Source organism: Micromonospora sp. NPDC051925 (assembly GCF_044548625.1).
In the GTDB taxonomy this organism is placed as follows: domain Bacteria; phylum Actinomycetota; class Actinomycetes; order Mycobacteriales; family Micromonosporaceae; genus Micromonospora.
Genome location: NZ_JBIUCH010000021.1, coordinates 30,353 through 43,424, shown reverse-complemented (window position 1 = coordinate 43,424; position 13,072 = coordinate 30,353). Strand labels below are relative to the sequence as shown.

Annotated in this window: 13 protein-coding genes and 1 pseudogene; 5 read left to right on the top strand and 9 right to left on the bottom strand. The window is 69.9% G+C overall.

Annotated elements, in window-relative coordinates; all coding sequences use genetic code 11:
• Positions 1-214 precede the first annotated feature (214 nt).
• The 9 genes from ACIG87_RS25660 to ACIG87_RS25620 form a co-directional block, all read right to left on the bottom strand.
• Positions 215-1,495 carry a condensation domain-containing protein gene (locus tag ACIG87_RS25660; protein ID WP_396853860.1) on the bottom strand — a complete coding sequence of 427 codons (1,281 nt, stop codon included), beginning with the start codon at positions 1,493-1,495 and terminating at the stop codon, positions 215-217.
• Between the two features lie 201 nt (positions 1,496-1,696).
• On the bottom strand, positions 1,697-2,593 hold the full coding sequence (locus ACIG87_RS25655) for an acyl-CoA dehydrogenase family protein (RefSeq protein WP_396853859.1): 897 nt from the start codon (positions 2,591-2,593) through the stop codon (positions 1,697-1,699).
• Positions 2,590-3,657 carry an acyl-CoA dehydrogenase family protein gene (locus tag ACIG87_RS25650; RefSeq protein WP_396853857.1) on the bottom strand — a complete coding sequence of 356 codons (1,068 nt, stop codon included), beginning with the start codon at positions 3,655-3,657 and terminating at the stop codon, positions 2,590-2,592. Before ACIG87_RS25650 ends, ACIG87_RS25655 begins: the two co-directional genes overlap by 4 nt.
• 25 nt (positions 3,658-3,682) lie before the next feature.
• On the bottom strand, positions 3,683-4,048 hold the full coding sequence (locus tag ACIG87_RS25645) for an acyl carrier protein (protein WP_396853855.1): 366 nt from the start codon (positions 4,046-4,048) through the stop codon (positions 3,683-3,685).
• Between the two features lie 44 nt (positions 4,049-4,092).
• Positions 4,093-5,640, bottom strand: coding sequence for an amino acid adenylation domain-containing protein (locus tag ACIG87_RS25640; RefSeq protein ID WP_396853854.1), 1,548 nt, complete (start codon positions 5,638-5,640; stop codon positions 4,093-4,095).
• The gene (locus ACIG87_RS25635; protein WP_396853852.1) at positions 5,637-6,359 is read right to left on the bottom strand and encodes a hypothetical protein; all 723 of its coding nucleotides are present in this window, start codon (positions 6,357-6,359) and stop codon (positions 5,637-5,639) included. The genes ACIG87_RS25640 and ACIG87_RS25635 overlap by 4 nt, the downstream gene beginning before the upstream one ends.
• Positions 6,360-6,361: 2 nt before the next feature.
• Positions 6,362-6,571, bottom strand: a complete 210-nt coding sequence (locus ACIG87_RS25630; RefSeq protein WP_396853850.1) for an MbtH family NRPS accessory protein — start codon at positions 6,569-6,571, stop codon at positions 6,362-6,364.
• Positions 6,572-6,738: 167 nt separating this feature from the next.
• Positions 6,739-7,326: an LmbU family transcriptional regulator gene (locus ACIG87_RS25625; RefSeq protein WP_396853849.1), complete on the bottom strand. Its 588-nt coding sequence runs from the start codon at positions 7,324-7,326 to the stop codon at positions 6,739-6,741.
• Between the two features lie 762 nt (positions 7,327-8,088).
• Positions 8,089-8,340, bottom strand: a complete 252-nt coding sequence (locus tag ACIG87_RS25620) for a hypothetical protein (protein WP_396853848.1) — start codon at positions 8,338-8,340, stop codon at positions 8,089-8,091.
• A 729-nt stretch (positions 8,341-9,069) separates the two neighbouring features.
• Here ACIG87_RS25620 and ACIG87_RS25615 point away from each other — a divergent pair.
• The 5 genes and pseudogenes from ACIG87_RS25615 to ACIG87_RS25595 all read left to right on the top strand — a co-directional run bounded on the left by ACIG87_RS25615 (position 9,070) and on the right by ACIG87_RS25595 (position 12,771).
• Positions 9,070-9,942 (top strand): hypothetical protein, encoded by an 873-nt coding sequence (locus tag ACIG87_RS25615; RefSeq protein ID WP_396853847.1) that lies wholly within the window; start codon positions 9,070-9,072, stop codon positions 9,940-9,942.
• 323 nt (positions 9,943-10,265) lie between these two features.
• The gene (locus tag ACIG87_RS25610; RefSeq protein ID WP_396853845.1) at positions 10,266-10,553 is read left to right on the top strand and encodes a phosphopantetheine-binding protein; all 288 of its coding nucleotides are present in this window, start codon (positions 10,266-10,268) and stop codon (positions 10,551-10,553) included.
• Positions 10,546-12,099: an amino acid adenylation domain-containing protein gene (locus tag ACIG87_RS25605; RefSeq protein WP_396853843.1), complete on the top strand. Its 1,554-nt coding sequence runs from the start codon at positions 10,546-10,548 to the stop codon at positions 12,097-12,099. The genes ACIG87_RS25610 and ACIG87_RS25605 overlap by 8 nt, the downstream gene beginning before the upstream one ends.
• Positions 12,100-12,102: 3 nt before the next feature.
• Positions 12,103-12,444, top strand: a pseudogene (locus ACIG87_RS25600) (transposase); the annotation flags it as partial.
• A gap of 42 nt (positions 12,445-12,486) precedes the next feature.
• Positions 12,487-12,771, top strand: coding sequence for a helix-turn-helix domain-containing protein (locus tag ACIG87_RS25595; RefSeq protein WP_396853979.1), 285 nt, complete (start codon positions 12,487-12,489; stop codon positions 12,769-12,771).
• The last annotated feature ends 301 nt before the right edge of the window (positions 12,772-13,072 follow it).

Below are 13,072 nucleotides of genomic sequence, written 5' to 3'. Positions count from 1 at the left end.
ATACGTCAGTGGCCGGGTGTGGAGCGCGCGAACGGGGCCGCTTCCCACCCGGCGGCCAGACCCGGTCGGCCCGTGCCAGCGGCGACTGGGCGTACCTGCATGATGGGCGCGGCGGGGCTGGCAGGACCGACCCGGCCCTCGCCCCGACCACGGCCCGGCCGCCGCCCCGCCTGGGCCGGTTCGCCCTTCCAGCAGCTCAGGTCGGTGCGTCGGCCTACAACTGCTCAAGCACCGCTGCCCGGAAGGCCAGCAGGTGGGCACGGGTCGCCGAGCCGTCGGCGGCCGAGGACGTCTCCTGCAGCCGGAAGTCGCCGTCGTTGCCGGCGGTGAAGTACATCGGGTAGCCGTAGATCAGGCCAGGTGTGCGGCGTTCCTCGAGTGTGTAGGCGGGCTGCCCGATTCGGCCGATGGCGGGCCCGGGTGGGCCACTGGGTGCCGGCGTGGACCCGGAGACGTAGTTGAACATGACCGGGAATCCCGACAGCACACCGGTGCGACCGTACTCGGTGGCGATCCGTGAACGTTCGTCGACGTCGAAGCAACCGTTCCAGTATGCCGTCATCGCCTCGCGCTGCAGCCGACGGACCAGCACGCCGAAACCCTCAGTGCGGTCGATCCGGACGATCAGGGGCACGACCTGGCTGAAGCTGCTCACCACGGATCGCCACCCGGGCTCACTGCGGTTGCCCGCGAGCAGCATGACTGGAATCGTCTGCTCCGCAGTCCGGTCCACGATGCTGCGGCACAGGGCCCCGAGCATGACGGTCTGCGGTGTGACACCCAGGCGATCGGCCAGTACGCCGGCGATCTCGCTGACCCCGGACGCACGCAGCTTGGCGAAGTAGGTGGCCACCCGTGGGTCGGCGCCGTCTGTTACGACGGGCGGCAGGTGGTGCACCTCCTCGAGGGCACGGCGCCAGTACGCCATTGCCGAGGCCCGGCGCCGGGCCCAACTCGCGGAGCGCTGTCGCCGTGCCACCTCCCGCGGCGGTGGACCGGCCGGGGTCGGCTCCCGCCCGGCGAGCAGGTGCATGAGGTCTCGACGCAGTATGTCGAGAGCCCAGCCGTCGGCGACGATGTGGTGGACGGCGAGGGCGAGAGCGACCGGCCGGCCGTGCCGGGTGAGGATGCGTGCCCGCCATGCCGGTTCCCGGTCCAGGAAGAACGGGGTGCCGGCGAGTTCCGCGGCGCTGTCCGTCGCGAGGTCATGCGTCGAGACACCGAGTTCGGCCGTGGACACGGGAAGCCGTGGCTGCGCCCATGTCACCTGCTCGACGCCCTGTGGCCCGCCTGGTACGTAGCCGGTCCGAAGGCCCTCGTGGCGTTCCATGAGGCGGGCGAGCGCCCGCTCGACCGCCTCGACCGAGCATCCGTCCGGGAGGTCCCAGAGAAAGTCACCGATGGCGTAGCGCTGGCGCTCGAACGTCCAGTCTTCGACGGCGCGCCACAGGGACATCTGCCCGAACGACAACGGCGCACGGCTCAACTCCGGCACGGGCGTGCCTCGCCTCCGGGAGAACCGCCCCGCTCCGGCCGGACGGTCGCGCGCCGGGCTCCGCTGCCCAACGGCCTGGCGGTGTGGCGGCGGCCGGCCGCCGCCACACCGCCAGGGCGACCTGACGACGGCGCAGAGGTGACCGGAGTGCTGTCGGTCCGGTAGCGCCGGGCCATGGGCAGCGGTCGCCGCCGGCGAGGTTCATCGAGCATTGCCGGCACCCGCTTCGACCAACCGCCGTTGCCCCGCGACCTGCCACAGCGCGCGGGGCGAACCGCACCGGGCCGGGATCTCGTACGCCGCGCGGAACAGCCGGGTGATAGCGGGATCGTGGGTACCCGCCGCGCCGAAGGTCTGCACGGCGGCGTGCGCACAATTCAGGGCGGCTGCCACGCAGGCGGCGACGGTTGCCGCGGCCCGGTGGCCGGCCGGCACGCCGTGGTCCTCGCCACTGGCCGCTGTCCACAGCCCAATCCGGGCGAGCACCAGATCGACGGCGCCGCGGGCGAGCCGGTGCGAGGTGCCCTGGTACTCGATGAGCCTGCGCCCGGTGATGACCCGCTCGCTCGCGCGGCACTGGGCGAGTTCCAGGCAGCGGCGGCCCACGCCGACCGCGTAGGCGGCCGTGGCCAGCAACTCGCGGTCGGCGACGCGGCGGGCTGCGACGACGTCGAGGACGATCTCCGGGCCGGGTTCGGCGTCGGCCGCCGTACCGGCGCTCATCTGCCATGACGACCGTGCCGTGCCCGTCCGTGCCACGGGGTCGGGACTCGCGCCGTCGGCACATCGCCGGGAACGCGCCCACTGCCTGAACGTGTCAGCGGCAGTTGTGGCGGTCGCGGAGCCGGCGACGTCCACGGCGATGCGGACCGAACGGGCCACTCGCTCGTCCCGAGGGCCGGCACCCAGTTCCTCAAGGATCAGGCACCACTCGAGCTGACCGAGGATGGGACGGGCACCAGGCTCCGGCATCAACAGTTCGGTGATCCCGAGCGCGTCGACCACCTCCCAGCCGTCGGTGTCCGGCTCCGATCGCTCGACGCTCCGGCGCACGGTTGCCGCCAGCCGCCGTTGTGGCGCGCTCAGCTCCACGTTCATCGGATCACACCGCCGATCATCGGGTCGTTGGCGATCAGGTCCAGCTGAAGCTCCTGGGCGCCACCGGAGACGGTCAACTCGGGAGCCTCCGCGACTGCGGCGTCCAGCAACGCGCTTTGCTGGCTGTACCCGCAGACGGGCAGCAGTTCCTCACCGGCCCAGCGGGCCACCGACTGCGCCGCCAGGCCGGCGGCAAGCTTGGCGTAGGCGGTCACCGTCTCGTCCGTACGCAGCCCGTCGGCGGTGTCTGCCGCATGATAGGCAAGCATCCGCGCGTTCTCGACGAGGAACTCGCGTTCGACGTACCCGGCCGCCAGGTCCCGCCGACGCTCATCGGCCAGCAGATCCAGTTGTTCCCCGGTCGCCGCGAGCCATCGCTGGGCGCGGCTCAGGTAGTCGAGCCCGCCCCGTTCGAATCCGATCGCGGTCGGCAGCAGTGCCCAGCCCTCGTGCAAAGGACCGAGCAGCGCGTCCTGCTCGACGCCGACGTCGTCGAACGTCACCGTGTAGTACGGCTCGCCGGCGGTGCGAGCGATCGGCGTGATGTGCACACCCGGCGCCCGCAGGTCGACGACGAACAGCGAGATCCCGTCGTAGCGGTGCCCGCCTCGGCGTGTCCGGACCGAGCACAGGGCCACGTCCGACCAGTCGGTCCACATGCTCCAGGACTTCTGCCCGGTGATCCGCCAGCCGTCACCGTCCGGGACCGCCGAGGTCGTGATGCCGGTCAGGTCGCTTCCTGCGCCTATCTCCGACAGCAGCAGACTGGCGAGGAGGCGACCTGCGGCGATGTCCGGCAACCAGCTTGCGCGCTGCCGGTCGTTCCCGAAGGCCAGGACGGTGCAGCCGACACCCTGCACGGTGATGAGATGGGCGACGTCGGGCAACCCTCGTAGACCGAGCCGCTCGGAGACGGCGCAGTGATCGCCGAGCGTCAGGCCACGGCCGCCGTATTCGACGGGATAGTGCACGGCCAGCAGGCCGGCCCGACCGAGTCTTTCGTACTGCTCCCGCAGACCGACTTCGCTGCCGCAGGCATCCAGGACGCGGTCTGCCTCGGCCACCAGTTCCGCCTGCCGCGGACTCAGCTCACGCCGCACCGGTCATGCCCTCGTCACGGCGTGCCGCAGCCAGTGCCGCCGTCAGCGACGCATCATCAGGGGCTCCGGCTGCCTCCTCGGCCTCCTCCTGCAAACGCTCGATGCCAGCGACGAAGTCGGCCAGCCTGGGGTTGGCGAACAGCATCGTCACCTGCACCCGCAGGCCCAGCCGCCGGGCGATCTGGCCGACGAGGTGCATCGCGACGATGCTGTCACCGCCCATCGAGAAGAAGTCGTCGTCGAGCGTGACGTCGTTTCGTTCCAGCAGGTCACGCGTCAACGTCAGAACGTAGTCGCCGAGGTCGGCGGCTTCGCCGCGCGGGGCCGACGGGGTTTCCTGAGACGGTCCGGTCATCTGTGAGTTATCTCCTCAGCTGGCGCGTCGGCTGCGTCGCAAATTCATCGTGGTACGGGCAGGCTGGTCAGCGGACGGCCGACGCTCGGCGCGGCGGAACCCAGCGCCACTCGGTCGACCTTCCCGGCGTCAGTCAGCGGCAGCGCGTCGACCTGCCGCCACAGCGCCGGGATCATGTATGCCGGAAGTAGCCTGCCGGCGAACGTCACGAGGTCACGGACAGTCACCTCCGTACCCGCCTCCGGGACGACGACGGCGACGAGCCGCACGCCGGTCGCCGCCTGATGGGCGACGACCGCGACGTCCTCCACGTCCGGGTGCTCCAGCAGTCGGGTCTCGACCTCGCCGAGCTCCACGCGGAATCCCCGGACCTTCACGAGGTGGTCCGTCCGGCCGTGAAAGAACAGGACACCGGACTCGTCGACGTGCGCGAGATCCCCGGTGCGGTACATCCGCTGGCCCGGATGTCCCGGGTCGGGGTCGGCGACGAATCGTTGCGCGGTCAGTCCGGGACGGGCCAGATAGCCACGGGCGAGGCCGCTGCCAGCGACGCACAGCTCACCAATCGTCCCTGGCGGCACAAGGCGCAGGTCCTCGCCGCGTACGGTGACCCGGACGCCGGGCCGCGGCCGGCCGATCGGCACCAGCGGCCCCCGATCCGCCTGAGTGCACTGATGCGCAGTGGTCCACACCGTGCTCTCGGTGGGGCCGTACTCGTTGAACAGCAACGTCGCCGGAAACAGAGCCAGGTGCTGCTGGGCGACCGAGAACGGCAACGTCTCGCCGCCCAGGACGACACAGCGCAGGGCGCGCAGCGCGTCCGCCTGGAAACGCAGCAGCGCCGCGTACTGCGAAGGTAGCCCGTCCAGGTGGCTGACCTCCTGGTGCACCACCAGGTCGGCGAGCAACTGCGGGTCGCGGACCTCGTCGTCGTGTGGCAGCACCAACCGCCCGCCCGCGGCCAGCGTGAAGTAGATCCCGGCGACGGCGGCGTCGATGGTCGGGGGCGCGAGCATGGCGTACGCGGCCGGGGCGGGATAGACGCCGAACCGGCTCAAAGTCGACTCGGCGAGGGCCCGATGGGTGACCACCACCCCTTTGGGACGGCCGGTCGATCCGGAGGTGAATATCGCGTAGGCGGCATGCTCGGGATCGACCGTGGGAAGGGGGACATCGGTGGCGTCCGCCGCCGGATCGGCGGATACGAAGGTGCCACCGATCTCTTCGGCGATCTGCGCATCAGGGCCGGTGACCAGTCGAATCGCCGCGTCGGACGCAATGATCCGCAGGCGGTCGGCGGGCAGGTCCGGTGCCATCGGCACATAGGCAGCGCCGGACATCAGGGCGCCAAGCATGCGCACGATCGTGTCGGCGGAACGGTCGGCCACCACTCCGACAAAGCTGTCCGGTTCCGCGCCGGCACGCCGCAGCCGACGGGCGAGCCGCTCTGATCGCTCGATCAGCGCACGGTAGGTCAAACAGCCGCCGTCGGCCGACACGGCGACAGAGTCTGGTGCCGCCGCGGCCCTGGCTCGGATCACCTCCTGCAGGTCGCCACTGTCCACCGCAGGATGCCCACCCACTCCGATCATGGTTGCCGGTCACCTTCCGTGTGCTGCCGCACCATCGCTCTGATGAGCCTTCTGACGTCGGCGGAGTCGAGCGCGTCGCCGGTGTCCGGCAACTGGCAGCTCGTCGGCCGCACTGCAGCATCGAGTAGCGGCCCCAGAGCCACCGGTGGTTTGGTGGTCACCACCGTCACCGGCCTTGCCGGGTGGACAGGTCGCGCGGCGGTGCTCGCGTACAGGAACCGAAGCCAGGACCGGTAGCGGCTGAGAAGATCGTCGACCAGCTCGAACGCCTGTGGATCGCCACCGTGGCGCGCGGCCATGGCGGCGCGTGACGACAGCAGCGCCGCCTCCCACCGGGTGAGGTCCGGCGTTGCGGCGGGCTCCCCGAAGACCGCAGTGTCGATCTGCAGCGACGCGGCGAGGTGGGCGACGTCCCGGTACATGTCGTCAGCGGTGATCGGGTAGGGGTCGACGAGCACCGACTCGGCGTCGGCGAGCGTCGCGACGTGTAGAGCGACGGCGGCGGTGCCGCAGTATCCCAGCACCAGAGCGGGCCCGGCGGGCATCTGCCCGAGGATGAGTTCGGCTTGCTCGTCTAAGCTCAGCGCCCGCTCCACGTGATGAGCCAGCGGATCAACTCGGATGAGGTCCACGGGCGATTCGTCACGCTCGAGGAAGCCGAAGTCCGCGGCGTCGCCGGTGCCCCTGAACTCCAACGCCAGCGCGAGTGACCGGCTCATGCTCACGGTGCACCGTCGACGCCGAGGGCCGTCGGCCGCAGTTCCGTCCAGCGCACGTCGCACAAGTCCAGGCGCCGTTGCCGGTCGCCGACCGCGTGCACGACGGTCCACCCACCGGGCACGTTGACGCCGGTGGGCCGCAGCAAGTGCTGGTTCAGCCCGCTGGCCAGGAGCAGGAAGTCGTCGTGAGGGCCGTCGTACGAGTTGCGCATCACAAGTCGCCTCACACTGCTGTGAAGAAGGGATGGAGTACGGCACCGCGCCACGGTGTGGTGGCCGCCGCAGGCATCGGCGATCCGGTCGCCGGAGCATCGGGTGCGGATCATGAGGACGGACGATATGAGTGGCGCGTCAGCGCATGCCGCGAGCGGCGTTCACGTCAGTGCACACCGCCCAGCTTGTCCGGCGCCGGGGGCTCCGAGGCATCCTGCTGGGACAGCACCGCCTCGGCCTGCGCGTCGAGGCAGGAGAGCATCCAGGACTCCAGGCTACGTTCGGACAACTCGGCGGCGGTGCGCCAACGTTCGATGCGCTCCTGCTGAACCTCGAGGCGAGGCACGCCCGCCGCTGGAAGCTTGTCGGTACCCAGCCCCCGGGCCGCGGCCCTGACCTGTCGCCGCAGTTCGTTGCGCGACCACTGACCCTGCTCCGCCAGGTCGAGCCATCGATCCTGTTCGGCGTCAGGCAGCGCGGCGACCTCGGCATGGTGCTGGAAGCTCAGTGTGCTGCGCCTGCGGGCCAGGCCGAACCGACGGGCGACCCAGACGTAGTTGCGGATGGTCTGGTAGTCGAGCCCGACGGCCTCCACGGCCCTGCGGTAGCGGTCCGAGTACCGGTCCTGGCCATAGAGCAGCCAGTCTCCCAGGCACCACGCGGAGGAGTCCACCACGTCGGCGATCCGCTTCCCGGCCTGCTCCCACCCGTCGTAGGTCAGCTCCGGCGGAATCTGGAGCCCGACCCTGGTCACGAGGACCGGGTCGCTCGACCTCGGACGGCCCTGGCACGGCGGGTTCGCACAGCCGGGTTGGGCCCCGGACGAGCGAATCTTCACAGCGACAGCGGATCTCGTCATTCCACAACCTTTCAGCAACAGACCAAGATGTCCGCGTACGGACAACCACGTCATGAACATGGGTACGTGTTCAGCCCAAACGTCAACGACATGCTCGTGCCTTGCCGGAGCTCTTTTCGATTGAGAAAGTGGCGCAGGAGCGGCTGGCCAGCCTGCCGAAAACCAATGTAGGAGCCAAGACCGTCCCGATCAGGACGACCGCGTTTCCACAGTTCGGAGCGGACCAGCCGTTTACCCGTACTGGAGAGCACAAACACGGCATGACCCATCGGCGCGGATTCCGGGAATCACGCCTAATCCCGCGTCCAGGAAGCCGCAGGCGGATCCGACCACAGCAATCATGATTGAAGAGTGCCGAGTGTGCGCAATCAGCCGAGAAACGATCCGGCCGACTCAGTCCTCGCCGGGCATCCCGATCGCCGACTCCGGATCGCAACACATAGAAATAGCCATCTTGGTACCTCCCCGTGTCATGGCTGACTTTCGTAATCTATCAATCAGAGTCAGCGATGTCCACCGATGTCGTCGGCCACGCGGGGTGCCCCGTCGAACACCAGGACTCCCCAATACCGACCCGACCAATAGTGCCCTGCGATGTTCGGTCGCCCGGTTGATCATCGCTTGCCAGATGCGGCGACCAGGAGCCCGGCAAAGTCGTCAGGTGATGCCGAGTAGGGCCAGTGGGCGGGTGCTGCCGCGGGCGCGGTGGCGGTTGGCGGCGGCGATGTTGGCGATCCCGATCACATGCAGGGCGTTGATGGCGGCGTTGCGGAGGGCGGCCATCACCCGGGGTCCGGCGCCGGCGCTGATCTGGGAACGGCCCTCGTCGTAGGTGACGTCTCGTGGCGCGGACCTCGTGCTCGGGTCGAGGTTCCTACCAGCGATGCCATGGCTGATCTCTGCACCCACCAGAAATCGGGCCAGTTCCGTAATTTAGCCCTGTCAGCACACAATTCAGACAAGGCCCCTCAAGCCGCAATGGAGTCAGGGCCATGCACGGACCCACTGCGGCATTGACGTGCTGTTATCTGCCGCGATCGCCCGACGCGCGACGGTCGGCCGATCAGCCGGAACCGACGTCATCCCACCCCGGACGCCCCCGCCCGCAGAGGTGGGCTGAGCCGACCGCCACCGTCGCATCAGCCCGTCGCAGCCCTTGATGACGGCGAGCACCCCAAGCCGTCCGGACCGCAGGTCGAGCCCCGACCATGGCAACGACCCGCACGGAGCAGTCGAGCCACCCGACACGCGTGGCGCGGTCATTGTCCCGCTGGCGGGACAAGCCTCCCCAACCTGGACACCGCCGGCCCGCAGGCTGGACGATCCACGTCGTGCCGCACGCCTCCGGAAAGGACCCACGCTGGCGAAGACGCAGGATTCGGCGACGATCCGGAATCTGCCATTAATTCAATTTTGGAATGGCCCCGGCGGGCGATTCGTTGCCGCCCGGAGCCGCCACCGGTATCTTTGCGGCGGGTGCCCGATCATCTTCACTTTCCGATTCTGGACACCGTGATGGTTCATTCCGGAACACGCGGCTGGCGCAATTCGGCACCAACACCGAGACCTGAGTCGCCCGACTACGCGCGACCGCCCGCCCTGGTAGTCGAGCCGACTCGATCCACCACCGGAGGAGAGATGCAGGACCAGCGACGGGCCGGCGAGGACACGACGAGCACGGACCATCGCGGCAGCGTTCTGGTCTTCGACTACGTCGGTCGGCGGCCCGAGGCACCCGTGTCGTCGCTCGAACTGGAGGCGTACGGTTTCACCGTCCATCACCTGCTCAAGCCGCCACGCGCCCGGGAGCTGACCGCAGCCGCATACGCCGATCACCTGTGGCGCCGCCACGGGCCGTTCGGGACCGAGGTGCGGGCGGTGCTGGCGTACTGCATGGCCGCGCCCATCGCCCAGGAGGTGGCGGCGCGTCTGACCGCCGCCAGCGGCTCTCCCGTGCCCCTGGTCCTGTTCGACGGTGAACCCACCACCGCCGAGTCCGTACGCGAGCAGTACCTGATCGGCGTCGAGAAGCTGGGCGGGCTGCTGTCGCTGAGCCCTGCGCGGCACGCCCCCGCGGCCTTCGAACCGGCCGAACTGCGTGACCGGCCGGAGCAGGCTCTCCGGCGCATGCACGAGAGCCTGCTGGAGCTGGGGGAACGTGCCGCCCGGAAAGGCACCGTCGACCCGAGGCTCGTTCGGACTGAGGCCACGATGGTCGCGGACTACTACCTGGACTGGTTGAGTCATCTCATCGCCGCGCACAACGCGTCGTGGCCCCGCTGGGGCGGACCCGCCGTACAGATCGTGTCCCGGCACCATGTCTGCGAGGCCGAGTGGCCGGGCGCCGCCGCCACCGAGACGGTCCGGGTCGACGTGGCCCGTCACGACCTGCTGCGACATCCCGACGTCGCCTCGATCGTCCAGTCGGTCATGACAAAGGCGGCCGCCACCGGCGCACCTCCGCACCGTGCAACGGGTAATCCGGAACGAGGACCCGGCCGTGGGATCTGAGTTCGACGGCTGGGCTGAGAGGACCTTACGTTTCACCCCCGTCTGGTCGGCACACGGCCACGTCGGCGGCTGGGCGGCCCGGTACGAATGCCCGGCCGGCAGCGCAGGCGGGGCGAGCCGCCGGTGACCGCCGTGGAACTGACGGTCGCGGCCGACGAGGTGAGTGCCGGTGTAAGCCGTCTCCAGCCACGGCACCGACGCCGTCGTAGCGTTCGAATTGATCCGCCAACCGGGGCGCAGGACGGGTGGCGGTCCGGACGATTGTGGACCGAGTGCAACGACCGCCATAGGTTCTCGGTCCGCCCCGAGAGAGGAGTCCACCCATGACCGAAACCCGCGAGGAGTTCGTGGACAGCCCGTACGAGGAACCCGCCACCCCGCTGGAGTCCTCCGTCGCCCGAATCGCCGCCCAGGTGCTCGGCGTCGATCGGATCGGGCGCTGTGACAACCTCTACGACTTCGGCGCCACCTCGATGCAGGCCATCCGTATCTGCGCCCGGATCGAGCGGGAGGCGGACTGCCGGGCGCTGCCGATCTGGCTGTTCGAAAGCGACTGCCTGGCCGACTTCGTCGGCCAGCTGCAGGGTCAGGGAGAACGCGCTCGTGGGTGACACGGCCGGACGGCCCGAGACCGTCCACGCGTGCGTCGCCCGCCATGCGGCACAGCGGCCCGACGCGCCGGCGATCATCTACGGGCGCGAGGTTGTCACCTACGGGATCCTCGACGCCGCAGCCGACGTCTACGCCGCCCAACTGGCTGCACACGGCGTGGGGCCGGCTGCGGTGGTGCCCCTGTTGCTGCCACGCTCTCCGCAGCTCGTCGCGGTCCAGTTGGCCGTGCTCAAGCGGGGCGCGGCGTACGCAGGGCTCGACGTACGCTGGCCGCCGTCGCGACTGTCGGTGATCCTGGAGCAGGTCGCCCCCGCCTTCGTGGCCACGCCCGAGGATTTCCCGACCGACGACCTGGCGAGGGTCGCGGCACGCCGGGCGGACCCGGCCGGTGCGTCCGTGGTGGACGTCGACGGGATGACACCAGCGATGGTGTTCTTCACCTCCGGCACCACTGGCGGTCCGAAGGGAGTCGTCTCGCCGCACCGGGCGGTCACGAGGCTCTTCGGCCACGGCGGGCTGGCCGGGTTCGGTCCCGGCCACGCCACCCCGCAGGTGGCGCCGCTGCCCTGGGACATGTACGCCTTCGAGCTGTGGGGGCAGCTGTGCAGCGGCGGCACCAGCGTGCTGGTAGGCGAGGACCACCTGTTGCCGGGCACGCTGCGTCGGCTGATCCGGACCGTCGGCGTCGACACACTCTGGCTCACTACCTCACTGTTCAACCTGTTCGTCGACGAGGACGTGGAGAGCTTCGCCGGACTGCGGCAGCTCTACGTCGGTGGCGAGAAGCTGTCACCGAGCCACGTCCGACGGTGCCTCCAGGAACACCCGCGGCTACCCGTCCACAACGGGTACGGACCCGCCGAGAGTTGCATGCTCACCACCACCCGCCGGATCACGCTGGAGGACTGCGACGTGCCGGAGGGCATACCGGTCGGCGCGCCGGTACCCGGGACGCGGGTGTTCGTCCTCGGCCCCGACGATCGCCCGTGCCCGCCCGGGCAAGCGGGAGAGATCTGCATCGCCGGCACCGGGCTGGCCACCGGTTATCTGGGCCGTCCGGAGCAGACCACGCAGCGCTTCGTACACGTCCACATCGGGGATCGCCGCGTACGGATGTACCGGACTGGTGATCGTGGTGTGTTCGACGCGTCCGGTTGCCTCCACTTTCTCGGCCGGGACGACCGGCAGATCAAGATCAACGGGTTCCGGATCGAGCTTGGTGAGATCGAGGCAGCCGCCCGCCAGGTTCCGGGCGTCCGCGACTGTGTGGCCCTGCCGGTCACCGGTGCCGACGGGCAGGTGCTCCGCCTGGCCCTGTGCTACGTCCAGTCGGAAGCGGAGCCCGGCGGCGACGTCGACGGCGATCCACTCGACCTACGTGGTCACCTGGCCCAGGCTCTGCCGGCCTATCTTGTACCTGCGGCCATCCGGGCGATCGACGCCTTCCCACTCAACGCCAACGGCAAGCGGGACACCGCGGCGCTACTGCGGCTCGTCCTGCGGCCGACGCGTCCGGTACGGCAGCAGCGGACGCTGCCCCGGTGAGCCGTGTCCGCGAGCTCGGTTAGCGGGTGCCGGAGCGCAGCGGTCCGTCGGGTGCACCGCCGGACCGCGGGCACCGACACGCCACCGTGCTGGTCGACATGCACACCCGCAGGCCGATCGACGTCCTGCCCGACCGCACCACCCGGCACCCTCGCCGAATGGCTACGGGAACACCCCGGAGTGCAGATCATCTGCCGAGATCGTGGGGGCAGCTACGCCGAAGGCGCCCGGCAAGGGGCACCGGACGCGATCCAGGTCGCCGACCGATGGCACCTACTGAACAACCTCAGCGACACCGTCGAGAAGACAATTCGCGGGCACCGCCGCTGCCTGAAAGAGCACACCGATCCGGTACCCGCTCCTGCCGCACCGGTCGGGGCCGAGCCGGTGAGGACCGGACGCCGGGCGACGAACACCCGCGAACGCCACGCAGCCGTGTACGCCCTGCGGGCCGAAGGGCTGTCGATCAGCGCGACCGCCCGGCGGCTCGACATGAACGTCAGAACCGCCCGCAAGTACGCCCACGCCGCCGAGACGTTGATCGGCCCGAACACCAGCGGTCGACCCAGCGTCCTCGCCCCGCTGGTTCTGGCCTGCCAACTCTGCAGCCACTCCCCTACCTACTACCGTCAAGATGAACCCGACAGGGAACGGTCCGCCGCCCACCTGTAACCGAGGGGTCACCAGACCCGGAAGGGCTCCCCGAAGGTGGCCCCGGTTGTGGGTCCGCTCGCCTGCGGACCTCACCACCTGGACGAACGCCGAGTAGTCGCCGCCCTACGCGGAGCCCGGTCACAGCCCCCTATCAGGGGCACCGCCGACAACGCGTTGGACGACACCCATATCCTCCTTCACCCGCGTCGCGCGCGGTGGCGCGGGCGGGTCTGGACGGCGTCCGCCCCTGGACGTGGATCTGACTCGCGCGCCGAGTGCACGGTATGCGTGCGAGGGGTGCGCCACGGATAGCCCGGGT

What these genes read in the sequence shown, in the direction of transcription:
- ACIG87_RS25655 (WP_396853859.1), bottom strand. Translation starts at nt 2,593, where the DNA reads ATGAACGTGGAGCTGAGCGCGCCACAACGGCGGCTGGCGGCAACCGTG.
- ACIG87_RS25615 (WP_396853847.1), top strand. Translation starts at nt 9,070, where the DNA reads ATGCAGGACCAGCGACGGGCCGGCGAGGACACGACGAGCACGGACCAT.
- ACIG87_RS25630 (WP_396853850.1), bottom strand. Translation starts at nt 6,571, where the DNA reads ATGCGCAACTCGTACGACGGCCCTCACGACGACTTCCTGCTCCTGGCC.
- ACIG87_RS25640 (WP_396853854.1), bottom strand. Translation starts at nt 5,640, where the DNA reads ATGATCGGAGTGGGTGGGCATCCTGCGGTGGACAGTGGCGACCTGCAG.
- ACIG87_RS25610 (WP_396853845.1), top strand. Translation starts at nt 10,266, where the DNA reads ATGACCGAAACCCGCGAGGAGTTCGTGGACAGCCCGTACGAGGAACCC.
- ACIG87_RS25635 (WP_396853852.1), bottom strand. Translation starts at nt 6,359, where the DNA reads ATGAGCCGGTCACTCGCGCTGGCGTTGGAGTTCAGGGGCACCGGCGAC.
- ACIG87_RS25645 (WP_396853855.1), bottom strand. Translation starts at nt 4,048, where the DNA reads ATGACCGGACCGTCTCAGGAAACCCCGTCGGCCCCGCGCGGCGAAGCC.